The sequence below is a fragment of the Pseudomonas sp. 1L-E-NC-VB-C3 genome (assembly GCF_057291535.1).
Genome location: NZ_JBXAWD010000004.1, coordinates 113,691 through 136,636, shown reverse-complemented (window position 1 = coordinate 136,636; position 22,946 = coordinate 113,691). Strand labels below are relative to the sequence as shown.

Here is a 22,946-nt window from a genome sequence, read left to right as displayed (position 1 = left end):
TAGTGCTGGCTGGTCTGATCGCCGGGCGGAATCCTTTCCTGATCGTTGATGAATCGGCCATGATTCGGTGATCTTTAATCGAAAAGAGGCGAAATGATGTCAACGCTACCTTCGTTGGGGTTTGCCGGAATCGGCCTGATGGGCCTGCCCATGTGCCGGCGTCTGCTGGCGGCGGGTTACCCGTTGACGGTGTGGAACCGCAACCCGGACAAGTGCGCACCGCTGGTTGCGACCGGCGCCCGCCAGGTATCGAGCCCCGCCGAACTGTGCGCACACGCCGACATCGTTATGCTGTGCCTGGCCGATACCGCCGTGGTGCGTGAAGTGGTGTTTGGCACTGGCGGTATCGCCGAAGGGGCAAAAAACGGCCAGCTATTGGTGGATTTCTCCAGTCTTGAACCGACCGCGACTCGCGAGATGGCCGCAGCGCTGGCCGAGAAAACCGCCATGGGCTGGCTCGATTCACCAGTGTCCGGCGGCGTGGTCGGCGCCGAGGCCGGCAGTCTGGCAATCATGGTCGGTGGTGCAGCGGCAGATCTTGAGCGCGTGCGCCCGGTGCTGCTCAGCCTTGGTCAGCGCGTCACGCACATGGGCGGCATCGGTGCCGGCCAGGTGACCAAGGCCTGCAACCAGATGATCGTCGCGTGCAATGCGCTGGTGATTGCCGAAGTGGTGGCGTTGGCCGAGCAGGCCGGGGTCGATGCCAGTCTGATCGCCGAGGCGCTGGCCGGTGGCTTTGCTGATTCGAAGCCGTTGCAGATCCTTGCCCCGCAAATGGCCGAAAGCCGTTTCGAACCGGTCAAGTGGCACGTGCGCACGCTGCTCAAGGATCTCGACACAGCAGTGAAATTTTCCCGCGAGCAGGGCTCGGCGACGCCAATCAGCGGATTGGCCGCACAGTTGATGCGCCTGCATGGGGCGCAAGGCTTTTTAGCGAAGGATCCAGCGACGCTGGTGCAAATGTATCGCGCGCCAGACTCAACGGATTGACCCCGAGCACGGGTTTGCGCTGGTTGATTTCATCGAGCACCGCGCGCAATTCGTCCAGCGGCACCGGGCGGCTGAGCAGATAACCCTGAATGAAGTCGCAGCCCGAACGCTCGAGAAACTCATATTGCTCCAGGCTCTCGACGCCCTCAGTGACCACCTGCAGATGCAGGGTGTGGGCCATGACGATGATCGCCTGCACGATCTCTATGTCCGCCGTGGCGGTGGGAATGTCGAGGATGAACGAGCGGTCGATTTTCAGGGTGTTCAGCGGCAGACGCTTGAGGTAGGCCAGCGACGAATAGCCGGTGCCGAAATCATCGATCGACAGCGACACACCGAGGGCGCGGATCTGCCGCAGCAGCACCAGAGTGTCGGCGATATTGCCCATCAAGGCGTTTTCGGTGACCTCCAGTTCCAGGCGTTCCGGGGCAACGCCCGCCGTGTGCAAGGCGTGCTCGATCTCCTCGGCCAGCTCTTCGCGCGCCAGATTCAGCGGCGAGCAGTTCCAGGCGATTTTCAATTCGGCACAACCATGCCGCGACAGCTCGCCAAGATCCTTGCAGGCGCGGCGCAGCACCCAATTGTCCAGTTCGGCGATCAAACCGTTGTTCTCGGCGATACCTATGAAGCGATCCGGTGTGAGCAAACCGTGAACCGGATGCTGCCAGCGAATCAGCGCCTCGAGCTTGGTCACGCGTCCGGTTTTCACTTCGAAGATCGGCTGGTAGTAGAGCATCAGCGCGTTGTCTTGCCGTAGCGCACTGCGCAGTTCTTCTTCCAGTTGCAGCTCGAAACTGGCGCGGGTCTTCAGGCTGGAATTGAAGAAGTGCAGACCGTTGCGCCCGGCGCCTTTGGATTGGTACAGGGCCAGGTCGGCGTGTTTGAGCAGCTCTTCGCAGGTAGTGCCGTCTTCGGGAAACAGGCTGATGCCGATGCTGGTGGTCATCACCATGCGCCGGCCGGCCAGTTCGATCGGCTCTTTCATCTTGTGCATGATGCGCTGCGCCATACCGCGCGCCTCTTCGCGGTCGCGCAGGCTGATGAGGATGCAAAACTCGTCGCCGCCGAACCGCGCGACCACGTCTTCGTGGCTGCGCACCGAGCTCTTGATGTGCTGGGCGATGACTTTGAGCAGCGCGTCACCGGCATCATGGCCGAGGCTATCGTTGATGCGCTTGAAGTGGTCGATGTCGAGAAACATCACCGCGAGCATGCCGCCTTCGCTGGTTTTCTGGCTGAGTTTTTCGGCGAACATCTGGTTGAAACCACGGCGGTTGATCAGGTTGGTCAGCGCGTCGTAATTGGCCGCTTGCTGCAAAGACATGCGCGCCTGATCGAGTTGGCTGAGCAGGGCGTTGACCCGGCGCAGGTCGTTTTCCTTGTTCTGCAGTTTCTTGTCGGCGAGGGCGGCGCTGATCGCACTGCCGAGAATCAACAGGATGATCAGCGCCACGGTCAGGCCAAGTTGCAAATGCCCGGTTTCACTGCCGCTCGCTGCCAGGGCACCTTCGGGAAGAACCAGATCCAACGCGGCCATGCCGGTGAAGTGCATGCTGATGATGCCGGCGCCGAGAATCAGCGCCGCGCTGTACTTGAGCAATTGATGCGCGACCCCGCTGCCTTCGCTGAGATAGCGCGCCACCCACAGCGCGGTGAAACTGGCGCCGATGGCAATCAGCACCGACAGCGCTAACAGCCCTGGCTGATAGTAGGCGGTGGCGCTCGACTTCATCGCGGCCATGCCGACGTAATGCATGCCAGCGATGCCCAAACCGATGACACACGCGGTCTTCAGGCAATGCAGCGCGCTCGGCTGCACCTCACTGAGAGTGTGCATGGCCAGCCACGAGGCGAGCAGAGCGATCAGTAACGACAAGAGGGTGATGCCGAGGTCGTACTGAATATCGATGGGGGTCTGGAAGGCCAGCATGCCGATGAAGTGCATGGCCCAGATGCCGCCGGCCAGGCAGGTCGCGCCGATCCAGCGCCAGATGCGCCGCGACCCCGGATCTTCGGCATGCACCAGGCGCTCTGCCATGTCCAGGGTGGCGAAACTCGCCGCGCAGGCGACCAGATAGGCCACCATCACCAACAAAGGGTTGTGGCTGCAATCGAGGAGAATCTGCCCGCTCGCCGGCAGCTCGGCAACAAACTGCAAACCAAGCCACTCCATAGCATGCCCCGTCTCGGATTCATCTGGCCCGTGCGTCAATCAACGCAGGCGAATGGATGGAGTATAGAGGCGGTTTTCACGCTGCAAGGCGTAGTGGCACATTGGTGGTAATGATTTTGCCATTAGCCTCATAGCGATTTGCGCTAAGGCTCAGGCAATGCGCTCCAGCGGCAGATCATTCCAGTGTGGCGGCAAGGGCGGCAGGCCGTGGGCAGCGCGGGCCTTGTCGCAGTCCGGATTGTGTTCGCCGTTCTCCCACGACGCCTCGAACTCACGACACGTACTCGAGCGCTTGTCATAGATCGTGCAGGCCACGGCACTGCCGACCTCACCCGCCAGGGACATGCAACGCGCCGGTTTGCGATCGGTGCCGATCATTGCCACCCGGCTCGGGGTGATCTGCGCGACCAGTTCATCGGGCACCGTTCCGCCAGAGGATGAGCACTCACCCCAGAAAAAAGACACACGAAAATGGGAACAGCAGGCACCGCAATTCAGACACGGACTGGCTTCGGACATGGGCGGGGGTATCAAAGGGATTGATCGGAAGATCCGGACGGATCCGGCGGCCATTCTAGACTTTGCCATGGCGTTGGGAAGGGGGGCGCGAAACTATTTTTTTGTCGCCGGATTTTGCCGCGAAAGCCCCGTATGGCGGGGGATTCCAGACTTATCAAGGGCTTACGTTTCGTTACAGTGCGATGGGTCGATATCAGGCTGACGAATGATGACAGACAGCCCCCGTGCGGCTGACTAGATTGCAGGTTCCGGGCTCGACGCGCTGGCAGTGAAGCCCTCATAACAATAAAGAGACGGACCCATGCAGAACTCGACCCAAGCGGCGAATGCCTGGCGCATTCTGTTCCTGCTGTTCCTCGCCAACCTGTTCAATTTCTTCGACCGCACCATCCCGGCGATCATCATCGAACCGATCCGCATGGAATGGCACCTCAGCGACTTTCAGCTGGGCATCATCGGCACCGCGTTCACCATCGTTTACGCCATTGCCGGCCTGCCACTCGGGCGCATGGCCGACACCGGTTCACGCAGCAAGCTGATGGGCTGGGGCCTGGCCACCTGGAGTGCGCTGACTGCGGTCAACGGTATGGTCGGCAGTTTCTGGAGCTTTTTGATCGTGCGCATGGGCATCGGCATCGGCGAAGCCAGTTACGCACCAGCGGCCAACTCGCTGATCGGCGATCTGTTTCCGGCGCACCGTCGGGCGAGGGCGATGGGTATTTTCATGCTGGGCCTGCCGCTGGGGCTGCTGCTGGCGTTCTTCACCATCGGCGCGATGGTCAAGGCCTTCGACAGCTGGCGCGCGCCGTTCTTCATCGCCGCCGTGCCGGGGCTGATCCTCGCGGTGTTCATGTTCTTCATCAAAGAGCCGAAACGCGGCGCGGCTGAAACCGTGCAGGTCTCGCAAGAGAAAGTCGACAGGCCTATCCGCCGCGTTCTCGCTGTGCCGACCTTCCTGTGGCTGGTGATGGCCGGGCTGTGCTTCAACTTCGCGACCTATGCCTGCAACTCGTTTCTGGTGCCGATGCTGCAACGCTACTTTCTCATGCCGTTGCAGGAGGCAGCGGTGGCCACGGGCGTGATCGTCGGCGTCACCGGACTGGTCGGGCTGACCCTTGGCGGCTGGATCGCCGACAAGATCCATCAGCGTTTCGCCAGTGGGCGGCTGTTGTTCGCCGCGTTCAGTCTGATCATTTCGACGTTGTGCACAGCCTGGGCGCTGCATGCCGGGCGCATTGAGATCGGCGTGTTCGTCGCGGTGTTCAGCGTTGGCTGGCTGTTCGCGTACAACTTCTATACCTGCGTGTACACGGCAATTCAGGACGTCGTCGAACCGCGCCTGCGGGCCACGGCGATGGCGTTGTTCTTTGCCGGTTTGTATCTGCTCGGCGGCGGGTTGGGGCCGGTGGTCGTGGGTGGTCTGTCGGATCACTTCGCGCACACGGCGATGCTGGCGGCAGGGGCTGAGCAGATGACCGAAGCGTTCAAGGCTGTCGGCCTGCATGACGCGATGTACCTGATCCCGGTGGCGCTGTTCCTGACCATGGTCTTTCTGTTTCTGGCATCGCGGTGTTTTGTTCGCGATGCACAGCGGATGAAGGAGGGGTTGGTGGCGGTGGTTGAGCCTGAAATTTCTGCGGCGACTGCCTGACCGTTTTCGCGAGCAGGCTCGCTCCCACATGATCGTTCCCACGCAGAGCGTGGGAACGATCGGCCCGCATCACTGCGGGCCTCTTGGTTTTCAGCGGTGGAGCGGGGCGGTTAGCCCGCTACCAGCACCCGAATCGCTTCCAGGCGCAACGCCGCTTTGTCGAGCATCGCCAGACCTTGCTCACGCTGAGTGCGCAACGCCTCCAGTTCGCTGTCGCGCACGGTCGGGTTGACCGCCTGCAACGCGGTCAGGCGCGCCAGTTCTTCGTCGGTGTCGGCGGCCAGACGGCGGCGCGCTTCGGCCACACGTTCGGCGTGACGCGGGGCGATCTTTTCTTCGCCGGCGTTGATCCGTGGCGTCAACTGATCGCGCTGAGCCTGGATGAACTTGTTGGCGCTGGCGCGGGGCACGCTTTCCAGCTGATCGTTGAGGGTTTCGAACGACACCCGTGGCGACAAGTCGTTGCCATTGGCATCGAGCAGGCAACGCAGCGCCGCCGGTGGCAGGTAGCGACCCAGTTGCAGCGAGCGCGGTGCGACCACTTCGCTGACGTACAGCAATTCCAGCAACACAGTGCCCGGCTTCAACGCCTTGTTCTTGATCAGCGCGACGGCGGTGTTGCCCATCGAACCGGACAGCACCAGATCCATGCCGCCCTGCACCATCGGGTGTTCCCAGGTGATGAACTGCATGTCTTCGCGCGACAGCGCCTGGTTGCGGTCGTAGGTGATGGTCACGCCTTCGTCGTCGCCCAGCGGGAAACTGGCGTCGAGCATCTTCTCGCTCGGCTTGAGGATCAGGGCGTTTTCCGAATGGTCTTCGCTGTCGATGCCGAAGGCGTCGAACAGGGTTTCCATGTAGATCGGCAGGGCGAACTGATCGTCCTGCTCGAGAATCGCCTCGACCAGCGCTTCACCTTCGCCAGCGCCGCCGGAGTTCAGTTCCAGCAGACGGTCGCGACCGGTGTGCAGCTCGGCTTCGAGACGCTCACGCTCGGCGCGTGCTTCGTCGATCAGCGCTTGCCACTCGCCGTCATCGGCTTCTTCGAGCAGCGGCAGCAGGCGTGGGCCGAACTGATGCTGCAAGGCGTTGCCGGTCGGGCAGGTGTTGAGGAAGGCGTTGAGCGCTTCGTGGTACCACTGGAACAGGCGCTCTTGCGGGCTGGTTTCCAGGTACGGCACGTGCAGTTCGATGATGTGTTTCTGGCCGATCCGGTCAAGACGACCGATACGCTGCTCGAGCAGGTCCGGGTGCGACGGCAGATCGAACAGCACCAGATGATGAGCGAACTGGAAGTTGCGACCCTCACTGCCGATTTCCGAGCAGATCAGCACTTGCGCGCCGAACTCTTCATCAGCGAAGTAGGCGGCGGCGCGGTCACGCTCAAGGATGTTCATGCCTTCGTGGAACACCGTGGCCGGGATGCCGGAACGCACGCGCAACGCGTCTTCCAGGTCCATCGCGGTTTCGGCGTGGGCGCAGATCACCAGCACCTTGGTGCGCTTGAGCATTTTCAACTGATCGATCAGCCACTCGACGCGCGGATCGAATTTCCACCAGCGCTCTTCTTCACTGGCTTCCGGCTGCGCCTGGAAGCTGACTTCCGGGTACAGCTCGGCGTGTTCGCCCAGTGGCAGTTCGAGGTATTCGTCCGGGCACGGCAACGGGTACGGGTGCAGTTTGCGCTCCGGGAAACCCTGCACAGCGGCGCGGGTATTACGGAACAGCACGCGGCCGGTGCCGTGGCGATCGAGCAGCTCACGCACGAGGCGGGCGCTGGCTTCAGTGTCGCCATCGTTGACGGCGGTGAGCAGGGCTTCACCTTCGTTGCCGAGGAAACCGTGAATGGTCTTGTGCGCTTCGGCGGAGAGACGGCCCTTGTCGAGCAGTTCCTGCACCGCTTCGGCGACCGGACGATAGTTGTCGCTCTCGGCGCGGAACGCGGCCAGGTCGTGGAAACGATTCGGGTCAAGCAGGCGCAGACGGGCGAAGTGGCTGTCCTGACCGAGTTGTTCCGGGGTGGCGGTGAGCAGCAGCACGCCGGGAATCACTTCGGCCAGTTGCTCGACCAGCGAATATTCCGCGCTGGCCTTGTCTTCATGCCAGACCAGGTGATGCGCTTCGTCCACCACCATCAGGTCCCAACCGGCAGCGAACAAGGCGTCCTGCGCCTTCTCGTCGTCGACCAGCCACTCCAGCGCGACCAGCGCCAGTTGCGTGTCTTCGAACGGGTTGGTGGCATCGCTTTCGATAAAGCGTTCTTCGTCGAACAGCGCGACCTGCAGATTGAAACGGCGGCGCATCTCCACCAGCCACTGATGCTGGAGGTTTTCCGGGACCAGAATCAGCACGCGATTGGCGCGGCCCGAGAGCAGTTGGCGATGGATCACCAGACCGGCCTCGATGGTTTTACCCAGACCCACTTCGTCCGCCAGCAATACGCGCGGGGCGATACGGTCGGCGACTTCGCGGGCGATGTGCAGCTGGTGCGCGATCGGTTGCGCACGCACGCCACCCAGGCCCCACAGCGAGGACTGCAACTGGCGGCTGGTGTGTTCAAGGGTGTTGTAGCGCAGGGAGAACCACGGCAGCGGGTCGATCTGTCCGGCGAACAGGCGGTCGCTGGCCAGACGGAACTGAATGAAGTTCGACAGCTGGGTTTCCGGCAGGGTGACGACTTCGTTCTGCCCGTTGAGGCCGTGATAGACCATCAGCCCGTCGACGTCGTCGACCTGCTGCACGGTCATCTTCCAGCCTTCGAAATGGGTGATGGAGTCGCCCGGCGAGAACCGCACGCGGGTCAGGGGCGCATTCCGTAGCGCGTACTGGCGGGTTTCGCCAGTGGCCGGGTAAAGCACGGTCAGCAAGCGGCCGTCCTGTGCCAGAACGGTGCCTAAACCAAGCTCTGCTTCGCTGTCACTGATCCAGCGTTGCCCCGGTTGATACTGCTGCGCCATGCTGCCTGACTCCCACCTTGAAAAAGCGGGCTATCTTAACGGAATGACGGCTTCAGGGCCAAAGATTACTGGCGTAGGAGCTGCCGAAGGCTGCGATCTTTTGATCTGTGGGAACACTTGGGTTTTGCGTTGTCCCATGAAAGATCGCAGCCTGCGGCAGCTCCTACGGGTGCGAGGTGCATCACACAATTACGACAGGCGGCTCAAGGCGCCTGCACCCCAGCCGATAGCCTGCAGACAGGAGACCTTTATATGTTGCCACCGATGCTCCCCTTGAGCGCCGTGCCGATCACTTCCCAGCAGGATCCGATCCGCCAGCGGCCGGACATCCCGCCGGTGGTGCCGGTGCAGGAAAGCTCCAACGAAAGCACGATCGACCTGCAGAAGCGTGATCCGGAAGAGGATCGTCTGCTCGCGCGCGAAGAACAGCGTCGTCAACAAGAACGTGACCGCCGACGTCGCGAGGCCGATGAAGATCCCGAAGAGCATCTGGCGGTGCCCGGCACTGAGCTCAATGCCGATAACACCGTGCCGGTGGTGCCGCTGATAGACGATCAGCCGCGTCAGGGCTTGTGGGTTGATATCGAGATTTGAGCAGCGACTGGTCAGCGCCTGCGCCAAGCGGCATGATTGGCGCAATCCTGTCGGTGACGGCAGCTGTGATCTCTTCTGCGATGTGCCGGACGCCATGAGCCAAGACGACAAACTGATCGACCTCAGCACTGAACGCGCCAAGCGAGTGCATGACCTCAACGAAAAGCGCCTGAACGAAGTGCGCCAGGCTTTCGAGCAGGCGATGCCGTTGGGAAAAGCCAAGAAAAAGTCGAAGAACAAGCCGAAAAAGCGTTGATCTCCCGCTGCATTGGTTGATGCAGATCAGTTATTTCCCCTCCTTTATTTCCCTTCGTTGCGGATATTGATCCTGGTCAATATGTGCGCCTGTGTGTTTGTTAATTTGAATCCATCGCAGCAAAGCAAAGCAAAGCAAAGCAGGGCCGGGAGGTCAGTCATGTTTTTCGATAACGTGGTGTTTGCCGGGGTTCTCACGGTGGGGCTCATGGTGCTGTTTTTTGCAGGGTTTGGATTTTTTATCTGGAAGGATGCGCATAAGCGGCGCAAGTGAGTTCTTCTGGATTGATGGGCACGCAAGGCATTTTGGGGCGACTTCGGTTGCCCCTTTTTTTTGTGCCTTGGCGGCCTTTGGGCCGACCAGGCTGTTGGGGGTTTGGGTGAATATCCGTTGCTTCGGTAGCGGCTGCTGGCGGTTTCGCCTGACGGCGACTTACTTTTTTACAAGCGCCTAAAAAAGTAAGCAAAAAACGCTAGCTCCTGCGTTCGGCCCTCGCAGGCTCGGGTCCCTTCGCTCCGGGACTGATCCGGGCGCAGCGGCTACGGTTTGCTTCGCTGCACCTCCTTCCGCTGTGTCTGGCTGCGCCAGACGGTCGCTGCGCTCCCACGCCCGGATCAATCCCTCCGCTCAGCCTTCCGACGTCGCCGGTGGATCAAGATCAAAAGCGTTACTCGAGCTTGCGCTCATTGTTGAGTGGTTAGAAGCGTCGCATGGCTTGAGATTTTCGGTGGATTCGCCCCTCACCCCAGCCCTTTCCCGAGGGAGAGGGAGCCGATTTTTGCGGTGTTCAAAACCTGCATTCGACTCGGTATCGCAAGTCGGCGTGTTTCGCCCAAACACCTCGGTCAGTCCCCTCTCCCTCTGGGAGAGGGCTAGGGTGAGGGGCTCTTGATCTGGCTTTGGCTTTTGCTTTTGATCTTTTGCCCCTTCGGCAGGCTTCGTTACGGGATCGATCCGGGGGTGGGAGCGTAGCGACCGTACGACGCAGTCGTACACAGCGAGTGTAGGTGCAGCGAAGCCAACCGGAGCCGCTGCGCCCGGATCGGTCCCGTAACGAAGGTACCCCGAGCCCCAGCGAGCGGGCCGTACGCCGGGGCAAAGCCTTTTGGGTTACCTTTTCGGCGTTTGGAAAAGGTGACTCGCTGTAAGAGCGAAACCGCCAGCGGCAGCACCCGCAGCAACGGATATGCCCCCAATCCAAAAAACAAAAAAGGCGCGATTCCAAAGAATCGCGCCTCCTTCACAAGCAACAATCGATCAACTACCCAAAGCCTTCGAAGCCAACCAGAACAACCCGGCCGACAGCGCCACGGTCGCAGGCAAGGTCAACACCCAGGCCAGCAGAATAGTCTTGACCGTGCCACCCTGCAGGCCGCTCTTGTTGGCAACCATGGTCCCGGCCACACCCGAAGACAACACATGAGTGGTCGACACCGGCAGGCTGAAAATGTTGGCCATGCCGATCAGGCTGGCGGTGGTGATCTGCGCCGACATGCCCTGGGAATAGGTCATGCCCTGCTTGCCGATCTTCTCGCCAATGGTCAGCACTACGCGCTTCCAGCCGACCATGGTGCCCAGGCCCAGTGCCAGGGCGACCGCCAGAATCACCCAGAACGGGGCGTATTCAGTGGTGGTGGTCAGGTCTTTGCGCAGCTTGTCGAGGTCAGCCTTTTCACGGGCTTCCAGGCCTGGCAGCTTGCCGACTTTCTTCGCCGTGTCGTCCAGGCAGAGCAGGTAGCGACGCACTTCGATGCGGCTGTCCGACGACAGCGAATGGTAGTCCGCTACACCTTTGAGGGTATGCAGCAGGGCGGTGATGGTCGGTTCGGTCTGCTGCGGGTTGCAGCGGAATTTCTCCGGCAGGTCGCCTTCCACGCTCTTGCCCAGGGCCAGGAACTCACCCAGCGAATCGGCGTTGCGCTGGTAGAACTGGCTCAGGTGCAGGGTCGCGTCGCGGGTGCGTTCGATCTGGTAGGTGGTGCTGTTCAGATCGAGTACGAACTGCGCCGGGACGATACCGATCAGCACCAGCATGATCAGGCCGATGCCTTTCTGGCCGTCGTTGGAACCGTGCACGAAGCTCACGGCCATGGCCGAGATCACCAGGACCAGACGGTTCCAGAACGGCGGGTGCTTTTTGTCGTCGATCTTGCGGCGCTGTTCCGGCGTCTTGTGCATCTTCGACAGCGGGCGCCACCATTTCAGGCCGATCAGCACCAGCGCGGCGATGAGGAAGCCGGCCATCGGCGAGAACACCAGCGAGGCGCCGATGTCGATCGCTTTCTGCCAGTTCACGCCATCTCTCAGCGGGATGTCGTTGATCAGCGCGTTGGCCAGGCCGACACCGAGGATCGAGCCGATCAGTGTGTGCGAGCTGGAAGCCGGGATACCGAAGTACCAGGTGCCCAAATTCCAGGCGATTGCCGCGGCGAGCAACGAGAACACCATCGCCAGGCCATGGCCGGTGTTCACATTGATCAGCAGTTCAACCGGCAGCAGGTGGACGATGGCATACGCCACGCCAACGCCGCCCAGCAGCACGCCGAGGAAATTGAACACACCGGAAAAGAACACCGCCAGGTGTGGCGGCATGGCTTTGGTGTAGATAACAGTGGCTACCGCGTTAGCGGTGTCATGAAATCCATTGATGAACTCGAAGGCGAGGACAAACGTCAGGGCGAGCAAGAGGCTCACAAGCACCCAAGCATCCAGTCCGCTGAATAAATCGATCATGAAGGTTTTCTGACCCGGTCGTAAGGGGGCGCGATTATGCCAGAAAAGACAGGAAATCGATGCCCCGTCTGCTCACTGGTCACACCCTTCTTCGATTTAATTTGTTGCAGGGCGTGAAAACCAAGCAGCACGCAGGGTTTTTCAACTACTTGATTTTATTGAATAAACTATATTTTCGAGCCGTTTTTTCAGACATCGCAAAGGCTCAAACGCTTGTCTGAAATATCTCTGAAACCTGTGGGACGCTCGTTCATAAGCCCCAGAACAGCGATGCAGCCGCTGCCCGCAGATAGCGGGCGCGCGAGGTGTCGTCTTCCACCGCGCTGTGGCTCAGGCGGACGCCGACTTTCGAATGCTCAACCGCCGTGGCTCATGGCTCTTCGGCTTTGAGTTCCTTTTCGATCTTTTCGATTTCCTGCTTGAACACCTGATCCTGAACAGTAGGGCGCTTGCGCCATGCCTTGCGTTCCGGTTCCGGCTGAGCGGCGTAGGTGGTGACTTCCCCGCCGTAAACTTCCTTGTAACGTTGTTCCTGGCGCTCTAGTTCCGCGCGCAGTTCGTCTTTTGTCACGGTGCTACCTGTATGAGTTGAATTGAATATCCGGTGAAACACACTGCAACGAGTCAATTGAGCGAACCCGCCAGTCATCCACAGCCCGATCAGGCGCGGAGACATTGCAGAGGCGATCAAGACTTCCGTGTTACAGGCGGCTACGGCACCAGATAAAAACTGACGCAGCATCAGTTTCCTGTTTCAGCGAGCGCTGGCGTTGCATGTGTGATGGGCGCCGGGCGCTGGCCGGAGCTGAGACGAAGGACCTCGTTTCAGCAAGTCGCGGGCTTTTGATTAAAGCGCCGCGACTAGGGTGCATTATAGCGGCCGATTCGGGAATGACTATCTTTGCCAAGTTAAAAACGGTTCTGAATGTGTGAGGGTTTTGTTACCGGCAACTTTTACCGCTAGTTAAGTGTAAAGACCGCGTTATAGAACAGGCGTTCTGTTTTTGGCGCCATTAACTGGAACAACTAAGTTGCTAGCAGAATCGCTAAAGCTGCCTCAAGGATGAAGAGGAGGGCGGGGGGCTGGATTGCGATTATCGGTCGGCGGTTCGATAATCGCCCAATGTTGGCGCCGCGATGCTTGTGCATCGCGCGGCGAGCCGTTTGACTAGGCATCGATGCGTGCCGGACAAGGACAAGAAATGAACGATCAAATGCGCAACTCCTTCACGTCGGTGGCGCCGCCCATCGTCGCTTCGCCGGCCAAGCGCATTCAGGCGCTGACCGGTGATCCGGATTTCATGACGTCCCTGGCCCGTGGTCTGGCGGTGGTGCAGGCGTTTCAGGAACGTAAACGCCACCTGACCATCGCGCAGATCAGTCATCGCACGGAAATTCCCCGCGCCGCCGTGCGCCGTTGCCTGCACACGCTGATCAAACTCGGCTACGCCACCACCGACGGGCGCACCTATTCGCTGCTGCCGAAAGTGCTGACCCTCGGCCACGCCTATCTGTCCTCAACCCCGCTGGCCGTTTCCGCACAGCCGTATCTCGACCGTATGAGCGAGCAATTGCACGAAGCCTGCAACATGGCGACGCTGGAGGGCGATGACATTCTCTATATCGCGCGTTCGGCGACCACTCAGCGATTGATCTCGGTCGACCTTTCCGTCGGTGGGCGGTTGCCGGCGTATTGCACGTCGATGGGGCGGATTCTGCTAGCGGCACTGGATGACACCTCCCTGGGCGAATACCTCGACCACGCCGAACTGGTGGCCAAGACCAGCCGCACCATTCATACCCCGGACGCGTTGCTCGAATGTTTGCAGCAGGTGCGTCAGCAGGGCTGGTGCATTGTCGATCAGGAACTGGAACAGGGCCTGCGCTCGATCGCTGTGCCGGTGTACGACGCCTCCGGGCAAGTGGTCGCCGCGCTGAATGTCAGCACCCACGCCGGGCGAGTCAGCCGCGCCGAGCTGGAGCAGCGCTTCCTGCCCGGCCTGCTCAGCGCCAGCCGCGACCTCAGTGCGCAGTTGTTCGCCTGAGGAAGCTGTTCGATAAACGCACAGTGTTGCGTTTATCGAATTGACGCTAAAACCCTCGGATCATTAATGTCGCGGCAGCGTCATCCGGCGCTGATGTGAATGAGCTCGCCGGACTGTCGACCCCATAATAATGACAAGAGGCAACTCACCATGCGCTCGCTCCCCGACTGTCCGTATCCCACCCGTTGTTGCCGGGTTCACCGCAACGCCTGATAACAACCTTCTATTCTTGTGACCGTGCCTTCCTTTGGCCGGCCGCCGTTCGACTGCGTTTTTTGCGTGGAATAAAAATAATGAACCAGCCTCAGTCCGCTGTGGGTAACTGCCTCGATGTGCAGACCTTTATCAACGCCCAACCGATCTCGCGCTATCAGTGGCGAGTGGTGATCCTGTGTTTCCTGATCGTATTTCTCGACGGCCTCGACACCGCCGCCATGGGCTTCATCGCCCCGGCGCTGTCGCAAGACTGGGGCATTGATCGCGCCAGCCTCGGCCCGGTGATGAGTGCCGCGCTGATCGGCATGGTCTTCGGCGCCCTCGGCTCCGGCCCTTTGGCTGACCGCTTCGGGCGCAAAGTCGTACTCGTTGGTGCGGTGATTCTGTTCGGCGGCTTCAGCCTGGCCTCGGCTTACAGCACCAACGTTGAACAACTGCTGGTGTTGCGCTTCCTCACCGGCCTCGGTCTCGGCGCGGGCATGCCCAACGCCACGACGCTGCTCTCGGAATACACCCCGGAGCGCAAGAAGTCGCTGCTGGTGACCAGCATGTTCTGCGGCTTCAACCTCGGCATGGCCGGCGGCGGTTTCATCTCGGCAAAACTGATCCCGGCGTTCGGCTGGCACGCGCTGTTGATGATCGGCGGGATCCTGCCGCTGATCCTCGCGGTGGTATTGGTGTTCTGGCTGCCGGAATCGGCGCGCTACCTGGTGGTACGCAACCGCGGCACCGACAAAGTTCGCAAGACCTTGGCACCGATCGACCCGGTTACCGTCGCCCAGGCCGCGAGCTTCAGCGTGCCGGAACAGAAAACCGTCAAGGCGCGTAACGTTTTCGCAGTGATTTTCTCCGGCACTTACAGCACCGGCACGCTGCTGTTGTGGCTGACCTATTTCATGGGCCTGGTGATCGTCTACCTGCTGACCAGTTGGCTGCCGACGCTGATGCGCGACAGCGGCGCGAGCATGGAACAGGCCGCGTTCATCGGTGCGTTGTTTCAGTTTGGTGGGGTGTTGAGCGCGGTCGGGGTGGGCTGGGCGATGGACCGCTTCAATCCGCACAAGGTCATCGGCATTTTCTACCTGCTGGCCGGGGTGTTTGCCTACGCGGTAGGGCAAAGCCTGGGCAACATCACCTTGCTGGCGACGCTGGTGCTGGTCGCAGGCATGTGCGTCAACGGCGCGCAATCGGCGATGCCGTCATTGGCAGCGCGCTTCTACCCGACCCAGGGCCGTGCGACCGGGGTGTCGTGGATGCTCGGCATCGGCCGCTTTGGCGCGATCCTCGGCGCGTGGATGGGCGCAACCTTGCTGGGCCTGGGCTGGAATTTCGAGCAAGTGCTGACCGCGCTGGTGATCCCGGCGGGGTTGGCGACGGCGGCGGTGCTGATCAAGGGCATGGTCAGTCATGCGGATGCGACCTGAATCGGGCGCAGATCGTTATTGAACAGGCTGGCCCCTTCGCGAGCAGGCTCGCTCCCACATTCTGGAATGCATTCCAAGGTGGGAGCGAGCCTGCTCGCGAAGCTTTTGATCTGATTGTTAGCTGAACAACAATCCGTTCGATAAACGAACACTCAGTCGATTATCGGATTGTTTGGCGATTTTCCCGAGCTTAATCTTCAGTGACTCCGGCGCTGAACCTCGCGCCTTTTTATCACTGGCGATTCCTTACAAGAACAGGAGCCCGCTCCATGGCTGAGATCCTTTCGCTGCACGACGCGGTGAAGCAATTCGTCAACGACGGCGACACCGTCGCCCTCGAAGGCTTCACTCACCTGATCCCTACGGCAGCGGGTCATGAAATCATTCGTCAAGGCAAGAAAGATCTGACGCTGGTGCGGATGACGCCTGATCTGATCTACGACCAACTGATCGGCGCCGGTTGCGCGCGCAAACTGATTTTCTCCTGGGGCGGCAACCCAGGTGTGGGTTCGCTGCACCGTCTGCGTGACGCGGTCGAAAAGCAGTGGCCGCACGCGCTGGAAATTGAAGAACACAGCCACGCCGACCTCGCCAACGCCTACGTTGCCGGCGCGTCCGGCCTGCCGTTCGCGGTGCTGCGTGCCTACGCCGGCTCCGACCTGCCGAAGGTCAATCCGCTGATCAAAACCGTGACCTGTCCGTTCACCGGCGAAGTGCTGGCGGCAGTGCCATCGGTGCGCCCGGACGTCACCGTGATTCACGCGCAGAAAGCCGACCGCAAGGGCAACGTGTTGCTCTGGGGCATTCTCGGTGTGCAGAAAGAAGCCGCGCTGGCCGCCAAACGCTGCATCGTCACCGTGGAAGAAATCGTCGACGACCTCAACGCACCGATGAACGCTTGCGTGCTGCCGACCTGGGCCTTGAGTGCGGTCTGTCACGTGCCGGGCGGCGCGCATCCGTCCTACGCCCACGGTTACACCGAGCGTGACAATCGTTTCTATCAGGCGTGGGACCCGATCGCTCGCGACCGTGAGACGTTTACCGCGTGGATCAACGAATACATCCATGGCTGCGCTGACTTCAGCGAATTCCAGGCCAAATTGGCCGCTGCTTCGGAGGCCAAGTAATGACTTACACCACCAATGAAATGATGACCGTCGCGGCGGCCCGGCGACTGAAGAACGGCTCGGTATGCTTCGTCGGCATCGGCCTGCCATCGAAAGCCGCCAACCTCGCGCGCCTGACTTCATCGCCGGACGTGGTGCTGATTTACGAATCCGGCCCGATTGGCGCTAAGCCGAGCGTACTGCCGCTGTCCATCGGTGACGGTGAGCTGGCCGAGACCGCCGACACCGTGGTGCCGACCGGTGAGATTTTTCGCTATTGGTTGCAGGGCGGGCGCATCGACGTTGGCTTCCTCGGCGCCGCGCAGGTCGACCGTTTCGGCAACATCAACACCACCGTGGTCGGCGACTACCACGCGCCGAAAGTGCGCCTGCCGGGTGCCGGTGGCGCGCCGGAGATTGCCGGTTCGGCGAAAAGCGTGCTGATCATCCTTAAACAGTCGGCGCGTTCGTTTGTCGACAAGCTCGATTTCATCACCTCGGTCGGTCACGGCGAAGGTGGCGATTCGCGTAAACGGCTGGGCCTGCCGGGCGCTGGGCCGGTGGGCATCATCACCGACCTGTGCATCATGGAACCGGAGGAGGGTACCCACGAATTCGTGGTCACCGCGCTGCATCCGGGCGTGACCCGCGAGCAAGTGGTCGCCGCCACCGGTTGGGCGATTCGTTTTGCCGACTCTGTTGAAACCACCGCTGAGCCGACCGAAGTCGAGCTGACGGCGCTGCGTGATCTTGAAGCGCGCACCGCTGCCGCCCACGGTCAGGCACCGGGAGAAGCATGATGCGTGACGTGTATATCTGCGACGCGATTCGCACCCCCATTGGCCGCTTCGGTGGCGCATTGTCCGCCGTGCGCGCCGACGACCTGGCCGCCGTGCCGATCAAGGCCCTGATGGAGCGCAATCCATCGGTGGACTGGAACGCCGTCGATGAGGTGTTCCTCGGCTGCGCCAATCAGGCCGGCGAAGACAACCGCAACGTTGCGCGCATGGCGCTGCTGCTGGCGGGACTGCCGGACAGCGTGCCCGGCGTTACGCTCAATCGCCTCTGCGCTTCGGGCATGGACGCGATCGGCACCGCATTCCGCGCTATCGCCAGTGGCGAAATGGAGCTGGCGATTGCCGGTGGCGTCGAATCGATGTCCCGCGCGCCGTTCGTGATGGGCAAGGCCGACGCGGCGTTTTCGCGCAACATGAAACTGGAAGACACCACCATCGGCTGGCGTTTCATCAACCCGCTGATGAAGGCGCAGTACGGCGTCGATGCCATGCCGCAAACCGCTGACAACGTCGCCGACGACTATAAGGTCTCGCGCGCAGATCAGGACGCCTTTGCCTTGCGCAGTCAGCAACGTACCGCCGCCGCGCAGGCCGCCGGTTACTTCGCCGAAGAAATTGTTGAAGTACGGATTGCCCACAAGAAGGGCGAAACCGTGGTTAGCCAGGACGAACATCCGCGCGCCGATACCACGATTGAAGCGTTGACCAAGTTGAAACCGGTCAACGGCGCGGACAAAACCGTCACCGCCGGCAATGCCTCGGGGGTCAACGATGGTGCTGCTGCGCTGATTCTGGCTTCGGCCGAAGCGGTGAAAAAACACGGCCTGACCGCCCGCGCAAAAGTGCTCGGCATGGCCAGCGCCGGTGTCGCACCACGGGTGATGGGCATCGGCCCGGTGCCGGCGGTGCGCAAACTCGCCGAGCGCCTTGGCGTCGCGGTCAGCGATTTCGACGTGATCGAGCTCAACGAAGCGTTCGCCAGCCAGGGCCTCGCGGTATTGCGCGAGTTGGGTCTGGCCGACGATGCGCCGCAGGTCAACCCGAATGGCGGCGCGATTGCCCTCGGTCACCCGTTGGGCATGAGCGGTGCGCGGCTGGTGCTGACCGCCCTGCATCATCTGGAAAAGACTGGCGGCAAGAAAGGTCTGGCGACCATGTGCGTCGGTGTTGGCCAGGGTCTGGCCCTGGCCATCGAACGTGTCTGACGCACTGCGGCACTTACAAGAACTGAGGAAAGCGAAATGACTGACAAGCCTGGTTACCGTCGCCCACAGGCAGGCACTCAGCCTGACTACCTGCACCCGACGTATCAATCCACCAACCTGCGCTCGCCGTCCAAGCCGTTGGTGCACCTGCCCCATTCACTCTCGGAAATCACCGGGCCGACCATCGGCGCCGAACACGTTGCCGAGAAGGACAATGACCTGACCGCTCAGCACGACGGCGAGCCGCTGGGCGAGCGCATCATCATTCACGGCCGCGTGCTCGACGAAGACGGCCTGCCGGTGCCGGGAATTCTGGTGGAGATCTGGCAGGCCAATGCCGCCGGTCGTTACAACCATGCCCGCGACCTGCACGACGCGCCGCTGGACCCGAACTTCACCGGCACCGGCCGCACCGTCACCGATGCCGATGGCTGGTACCAGTTCCAGACCATCAAGCCCGGCGCCTATCCGTGGGGCAACCACCACAACGCCTGGCGCCCGGCGCACATCCACTTTTCCCTGTTTGGGCCGAGCATTCTTACGCGTCTGGTCACGCAGATGTACTTCCCCGGCGACCCGCTGCTGGCGTATGACCCGATCTACAACTGCGTGCCGGACACTTCGGCCAAGGAACGCCTGATCGCTGCTTTCGATCTGGAAAAAACCATTCCGTCCTACGCCCTCGGTTACCGCTGGGACATCGTGCTGCGCGGCCGTGAAGCCACGCCGATGGAGAAATAAGATGACGCTCTATGCGACCACGTCCCACACCGTCGGGCCGTATTACCACATCGGCCTGACCTGGCTGAACCGCGAAACCCTGGCCAACGAGCTGACCCTCGGCGAGCGCGTGGCGATCACCGGCCAGGTGGTCGACGGCAATGGCGATGTCGTCAACGACGCCATGCTCGAAGTCTGGCAGGCCAACGCCGCCGGCAAGTACGACCACCCGGAAGATCAGCAGGACAAACCGCTCGACCCGAATTTCGAAGGCTTCGGCCGGGTACCGGTGGACGCCGAAGGGCGCTTCCGTTTCACCACGATCAAACCGGGCACCGTGCCGGGGTTGAAAGGCTCGACCCAAGCGCCGCATCTGGTGGTGCTGGTGTTTGCCCGTGGTCTGGTCAAGCATTTGCTGACGCGGATTTATTTTGAAGGTGAACCGGCGAACGTGGCTGATCCGTTGCTGGAATGTGTGCCGGCGGAGCGTCGCGCAACGTTGCTGGCCAAGCAGGATGCCTCGGGTGTTTACCAGTGGAATGTGGTCCTGCAGGGCACCGATGCCGAGACGGTGTTCTTCGATTATTGAGAGAACACCCCAAATCCCCTGCAGGACAGAGTCCCTGTGGTGAGGGGATTTATCCCCGCTGGGCTGCGAAGCAGCCCCAAAAACCAGTCGGCGCGGTATTCAGATGAACCGCGTGTATCTGATTTGCGAGTGCTTTGCACTCGAGCGGGGATAAATCTCCTCGCCACAAAGGCTGATCCATACGTGGGTGATGATCCGATGCGGAACGGGACTGTTGCAAAGTATGTCTAGACTGTGACTGTCCCTATCGAGTGAAAAAACAATGACAACCACCACCTCTCACTACACCGGCGAAGAGCGCAGCAAGCGCATCTTCGCCATCGTCGGCGCTTCCTCCGGCAACCTCGTCGAATGGTTCGACTTCTACGTCTACGCCTTCTGCGCGATCTATTTTGCCCCGGCGTTCTTCCCTTCCGATAACCCCACTGTGCAACTGGTCAACACCGCTGGCGTATTCGCCGCCGGGTTCCTGATGCGGCCGATTGGTGGCTGGATTTTCGGCCGGGTCGCTGACAAGCACGGGCGCAAGAACTCGATGCTCATCTCGATTCTGATGATGTGCTTCGGCTCGTTGCTGATCGCCTGTTTGCCGACCTACAAGGACATCGGCGTCTGGGCGCCAGTGCTGTTGCTGTTTGCGCGTTTGCTGCAAGGTCTGTCGGTCGGCGGCGAGTACGGCACCACCGCGACTTACATGAGCGAAGTCGCGCTCAAGGGCCAGCGCGGATTCTTCGCTTCGTTCCAGTACGTGACGCTGATTGGCGGACAACTGCTGGCGGTGTCGCTGGTGGTGGTGCTGCAACAGTTCCTCACTGAAGAAGACCTGCGTGCCTACGGCTGGCGGATTCCATTCGTGGTCGGTGCGGTGGCGGCGCTGATTTCGCTGTTCCTGCGTCGTTCGCTGAAGGAAACCACCAACAAAGAAACCCGCGCACACAAAGACGCCGGCAGCATCACTGCACTGTTTCGCGATCACAAAGCGGCGTTCATCACCGTGCTCGGCTACACCGCTGGCGGCTCGCTGATTTTCTACACCTTCACCACCTACATGCAGAAATACCTGGTGAACACCGCCGGGATGCACGCCAAGACCGCCAGCTACATCATGACCGGCGCGCTGTTCCTGTATATGTGCATGCAGCCGCTGTTCGGCATGCTCGCCGACAAGATCGGCCGGCGTAATTCGATGCTCTGGTTCGGCGCCCTCGGCACGCTGTTCACCGTGCCGATTCTGCTCAGCCTGAAAAGCATCAGTAGCCCGTTCCTCGCCTTCGTGCTGATCACCCTGGCGCTGGCGATCGTCAGTTTCTACACCTCGATCAGCGGGCTGGTGAAAGCCGAGATGTTCCCGCCGGAAGTCCGCGCGCTTGGTGTCGGCCTGGCTTACGCGGTGGCGAATGCAATCTTCGGCGGTTCGGCGGAATTCGTTGCCTTGAGCCTCAAGGCTGGCGGCATGGAAAACGCCTTCTACTGGTACGTCACGGCGATGATGGCGGTGGCTTTCCTGTTCAGCCTGCGTTTGCCCAAGCAGGCGAAGTATTTGCACCACGATCTGTAAACCCATGTGCGCGGGCTGCGAGGCCCGCGCCGGCAAGGACTGTTTATGACTCAGCGACCGGGCAATCAATTGTTCGATGCCTACTTCACCGCCCGCGATATGCGCGAAGTGTTCTGCGATCAGGGCCGGGTGCAGGCGATGCTTGATTTCGAAGCGGCGCTGGCCCGGGCCGAGGCGCGGGTCGGGCTGATTCCTTCATCGGCCGTGGCACCGATTGCCGCAGCGTGCGACGCGGGCCTGTATGACTTCGCGGCGCTGGGCGAGGCGATTGCCACGGCCGGCAATTCGGCGATTCCACTGGTCAAGGCCTTGGGCAAGCAGATCGCCTCGAGCGATGCCGAGGCCGAGCGCTATGTGCATCTGGGTGCGACCAGCCAGGACGTGATGGATTCCGGGCTGGTCTTGCAATTGCGCCAGGCGCTGGCGCTGATCGAAAACCAACTGGCACAACTGGCCGACTCGCTCGCCGCTCAGGCACAACGTTTCGCCGCCACGCCGCTGGCCGGGCGCACCTGGCTGCAACACGCGACGCCAGTGACCCTCGGTATGAAAATCGCCGGTTGGTTGGGCGCCGTGACGCGCAGCCGTCAGCGTCTGCAACAACTGAAGCCACGGCTGCTGGTGCTGCAATTCGGTGGCGCCTCCGGCACGCTCGCGGCGCTGGGGGAACAGGCGTTGCCGATTGCCGAAGCCTTGGCCGAGGAACTGCAACTGACCCTGCCCGAGCAACCGTGGCACGCCCAGCGTGACCGCATCGTCGAGTTCGGCGCGGTGCTTGGCCTGATCGCCGGCAGCCTCGGCAAATTCGGCCGCGACATCAGCCTGTTGATGCAGACCGAAGCGGCGGAAGTGTTCGAGCCCGCCGCACCGGGCAAGGGTGGTTCGTCGACCATGCCGCACAAACGCAATCCAGTCGGCGCGGCGGTGCTGATCGGCGCGGCCACGCGGGTGCCGGGGCTGGTGTCGACGCTGTTCAGCGCGATGCCGCAGGAACACGAACGCAGCCTCGGTTTGTGGCACGCCGAATGGGAAACCCTGCCGGAGATCTGCTGCCTGGTGTCCGGTTCGCTGCAACAGGCACGTTTGCTGGCCGACGGTCTGGAAGTCGATGCGGCGCGCATGGCCCGCAACCTCGAATTGACCCAAGGCCTGGTGCTGGCCGAAGCGGTGAGCATCGTCCTCGCCCAACGCGTCGGCCGCGACACCGCGCATCACCTGCTCGAACAATGCTGCAAACGCGCCGTGGCCGAGCAGCGCCATCTGCGTGCGGTGCTGGCTGACGAGCCGCAAGTCACCGCCGAACTCAGTGGCGCTGAACTCGATGATCTTCTGAACCCCGCGCATTACCTTGGCCAGGCGCAAGCCTGGGTCGAGCGCGCGGTGGCTGAACACAACGCTTTGAATGTCTGAAGG

Annotated in this window: 19 protein-coding genes; 14 read left to right on the top strand and 5 right to left on the bottom strand. The window is 61.3% G+C overall.

Annotated elements, in window-relative coordinates; genetic code table 11:
• Positions 1-93: 93 nt before the first annotated feature.
• Positions 94-990 carry an NAD(P)-dependent oxidoreductase gene (locus tag AC0Z5Z_RS08405; RefSeq protein WP_256810542.1) on the top strand — a complete coding sequence of 299 codons (897 nt, stop codon included), beginning with the start codon at positions 94-96 and terminating at the stop codon, positions 988-990.
• Here the strand turns inward: AC0Z5Z_RS08405 and AC0Z5Z_RS08400 are convergent.
• Positions 881-3,163 (bottom strand): putative bifunctional diguanylate cyclase/phosphodiesterase, encoded by a 2,283-nt coding sequence (locus tag AC0Z5Z_RS08400; protein WP_095180558.1) that lies wholly within the window; start codon positions 3,161-3,163, stop codon positions 881-883. The genes AC0Z5Z_RS08405 and AC0Z5Z_RS08400 overlap by 110 nt on opposite strands.
• 150 nt (positions 3,164-3,313) lie before the next feature.
• Positions 3,314-3,682, bottom strand: a complete 369-nt coding sequence (locus AC0Z5Z_RS08395) for a YkgJ family cysteine cluster protein (RefSeq protein WP_024011928.1) — start codon at positions 3,680-3,682, stop codon at positions 3,314-3,316.
• Between the two features lie 301 nt (positions 3,683-3,983).
• On the opposite strand from AC0Z5Z_RS08395, the gene AC0Z5Z_RS08390 reads away from it, so the two are divergent.
• A complete protein-coding gene (locus AC0Z5Z_RS08390) occupies positions 3,984-5,333 on the top strand; it encodes a spinster family MFS transporter (RefSeq protein WP_041478024.1) in 1,350 nt (449 codons plus the stop codon).
• A 110-nt stretch (positions 5,334-5,443) separates the two neighbouring features.
• Here the strand turns inward: AC0Z5Z_RS08390 and rapA are convergent, their stop codons facing one another.
• Positions 5,444-8,290: an RNA polymerase-associated protein RapA gene (rapA, locus tag AC0Z5Z_RS08385; protein WP_041478023.1), complete on the bottom strand. Its 2,847-nt coding sequence runs from the start codon at positions 8,288-8,290 to the stop codon at positions 5,444-5,446.
• 252 nt (positions 8,291-8,542) lie between these two features.
• Here rapA and AC0Z5Z_RS08380 point away from each other — a divergent pair, with 252 nt between their 5' ends.
• From AC0Z5Z_RS08380 to ccoM, 3 genes are all read left to right on the top strand, one after another.
• Positions 8,543-8,884 (top strand): hypothetical protein, encoded by a 342-nt coding sequence (locus AC0Z5Z_RS08380; protein ID WP_024011931.1) that lies wholly within the window; start codon positions 8,543-8,545, stop codon positions 8,882-8,884.
• Positions 8,885-8,978: 94 nt separating this feature from the next.
• On the top strand, positions 8,979-9,140 hold the full coding sequence (locus tag AC0Z5Z_RS08375; protein WP_016771347.1) for a hypothetical protein: 162 nt from the start codon (positions 8,979-8,981) through the stop codon (positions 9,138-9,140).
• Between the two features lie 159 nt (positions 9,141-9,299).
• Complete coding sequence (gene ccoM / locus AC0Z5Z_RS08370) at positions 9,300-9,413, top strand: cytochrome c oxidase subunit CcoM (RefSeq protein WP_016771346.1); 114 nt, start codon at positions 9,300-9,302, stop codon at positions 9,411-9,413.
• A gap of 984 nt (positions 9,414-10,397) precedes the next feature.
• Here the strand turns inward: ccoM and AC0Z5Z_RS08365 are convergent.
• Positions 10,398-11,873, bottom strand: coding sequence for an inorganic phosphate transporter (locus AC0Z5Z_RS08365; RefSeq protein WP_016771345.1), 1,476 nt, complete (start codon positions 11,871-11,873; stop codon positions 10,398-10,400).
• A 370-nt stretch (positions 11,874-12,243) separates the two neighbouring features.
• A complete protein-coding gene (locus AC0Z5Z_RS08360; RefSeq protein ID WP_008080067.1) occupies positions 12,244-12,444 on the bottom strand; it encodes a hypothetical protein in 201 nt (66 codons plus the stop codon).
• Between the two features lie 631 nt (positions 12,445-13,075).
• Between AC0Z5Z_RS08360 and pcaR the strand changes: the two genes are divergently transcribed.
• The 9 genes from pcaR to AC0Z5Z_RS08315 all read left to right on the top strand — a co-directional run bounded on the left by pcaR (position 13,076) and on the right by AC0Z5Z_RS08315 (position 22,943).
• Positions 13,076-13,918, top strand: a complete 843-nt coding sequence (gene pcaR, locus AC0Z5Z_RS08355; RefSeq protein WP_016771343.1) for a pca regulon transcriptional regulator PcaR — start codon at positions 13,076-13,078, stop codon at positions 13,916-13,918.
• Positions 13,919-14,211: 293 nt separating this feature from the next.
• The gene (gene pcaK, locus AC0Z5Z_RS08350) at positions 14,212-15,558 is read left to right on the top strand and encodes a 4-hydroxybenzoate transporter PcaK (protein WP_073475852.1); all 1,347 of its coding nucleotides are present in this window, start codon (positions 14,212-14,214) and stop codon (positions 15,556-15,558) included.
• 269 nt (positions 15,559-15,827) lie between these two features.
• Positions 15,828-16,685, top strand: a complete 858-nt coding sequence (locus AC0Z5Z_RS08345) for a CoA transferase subunit A (protein ID WP_024011937.1) — start codon at positions 15,828-15,830, stop codon at positions 16,683-16,685.
• Complete coding sequence (locus AC0Z5Z_RS08340; protein ID WP_016771341.1) at positions 16,685-17,464, top strand: CoA-transferase subunit beta; 780 nt, start codon at positions 16,685-16,687, stop codon at positions 17,462-17,464. Before AC0Z5Z_RS08345 ends, AC0Z5Z_RS08340 begins: the two co-directional genes overlap by 1 nt.
• Positions 17,461-18,666: a 3-oxoadipyl-CoA thiolase gene (gene pcaF / locus AC0Z5Z_RS08335; RefSeq protein ID WP_191622378.1), complete on the top strand. Its 1,206-nt coding sequence runs from the start codon at positions 17,461-17,463 to the stop codon at positions 18,664-18,666. Before AC0Z5Z_RS08340 ends, pcaF begins: the two co-directional genes overlap by 4 nt.
• A gap of 36 nt (positions 18,667-18,702) precedes the next feature.
• A complete protein-coding gene (gene pcaH, locus AC0Z5Z_RS08330) occupies positions 18,703-19,407 on the top strand; it encodes a protocatechuate 3,4-dioxygenase subunit beta (RefSeq protein ID WP_076566301.1) in 705 nt (234 codons plus the stop codon).
• 1 nt (position 19,408) lies between these two features.
• Entirely contained in the window at positions 19,409-19,975 is a 567-nt protein-coding gene (gene pcaG, locus AC0Z5Z_RS08325) for a protocatechuate 3,4-dioxygenase subunit alpha (RefSeq protein WP_041478915.1), read from the top strand.
• Positions 19,976-20,237: 262 nt separating this feature from the next.
• Positions 20,238-21,533: an MFS family transporter gene (locus AC0Z5Z_RS08320; RefSeq protein WP_041478914.1), complete on the top strand. Its 1,296-nt coding sequence runs from the start codon at positions 20,238-20,240 to the stop codon at positions 21,531-21,533.
• A gap of 45 nt (positions 21,534-21,578) precedes the next feature.
• On the top strand, positions 21,579-22,943 hold the full coding sequence (locus tag AC0Z5Z_RS08315; RefSeq protein ID WP_150636440.1) for a 3-carboxy-cis,cis-muconate cycloisomerase: 1,365 nt from the start codon (positions 21,579-21,581) through the stop codon (positions 22,941-22,943).
• Positions 22,944-22,946 lie beyond the last annotated feature (3 nt).